The sequence below is a fragment of the Nocardia sp. NPDC059764 genome (genome assembly GCF_042732555.1).
Taxonomy (GTDB): Bacteria; Actinomycetota; Actinomycetes; order Mycobacteriales; family Mycobacteriaceae; genus Nocardia.
On sequence record NZ_JBHWHH010000358.1, the window covers coordinates 1 to 1082 of the forward strand.

1 protein-coding gene is annotated in these 1082 nt (G+C 69.2%); it reads right to left on the reverse strand.

What is annotated here, in order from left to right; genetic code table 11:
• Positions 1–1082, reverse strand: a 1082-nt coding sequence (locus ACFV4K_RS35690; RefSeq protein ID WP_379280701.1) for a beta strand repeat-containing protein, incomplete at both ends; no start/stop codon positions are given.

Below are 1082 nucleotides of genomic sequence, written 5' to 3' on the forward strand. Positions count from 1 at the left end.
CAGATATAGGTGAAGGCGACGCCGTTGCTGGTGCCACCCCCGGTCGTGGCGGTGATCTGCACCGTCCCGGCCGCCTCCGCCGGGGCGACGGCGGTGATCTGGATTGCGGAGTCGACACTGAACGAGGTTGCCGGTGTGCCACCGAAACTCACCGCGGTGGCACCGGTGAGGTCCGTCCCGGTCAGCACGACGGTCGTCCCACCTGCGACCGGTCCCACGTTCGGTACCGCCGCGATCAGGGTGGGTACCGCGACATAGATGAAGGAGACACCATCGACCGTTCCCCCTGCGGTGGTGACGGTGACCAGCGCGGTCCCCGCCGATCCGGCCGGGGTCACTGCCGTGATCTGGGTTGCGGAATCAACCGTGAAGGAGGTTGCCGCTATGCCACCGAAACTCACCGCGGTGGCACCGGTGAGGTCCGTGCCGGTGAGTACGACGGTCGTCCCGCCGGCGACCGGTCCCACGTTCGGTACCGCCGTGATCAGGGTAGGAACCGCGACGTAGGTGTAGGCGACACCGTTGCTGGTGCCGCCCGCCGTGGTGGCGGTGACCAGCACGGTTCCCGCCGGCCCGGCCGGGACAACCGCGGTGATCTGGGTGGCGGAGTCGACAGCGAACGAGGCCGGCACACCTCCGAAACTGACCCCTGTGGCTCCTGAGAGGCCCGTTCCGGTCAGGGTGGCGGTGGATCCGCCGGTCACCGGCCCAGCGTTGGGCACCACCGTCGTCAAAGTCGGCACTGCGGCATAGGTGAAGGAGACACCATTACCGGTACCACCCGCCGTGGTGACGGTGACCAGCACGGTCCCCGCCGGCCCAGCCGGGGTCACTGCCGTGATCTGGGTGGCGGAGTCGACAGCGAACGAGGTCGCTGGTGTGCCACCGAAACTCACCGCGGTCGCACCCGTGAGAGCGGTGCCGGTGAGCACGACAGTCGTCCCACCTGCGACCGGCCCTGAACTGGGAACGATGGCGGTCAGGGCAGGAACCGCGACGTAGGTGTAGGCGACGCCGTTGCTGGTGCCGCCGACGGTGGTGGCGGTGACCAGGACCGTCCCGGCCGAACCCGCCGGGGCGAC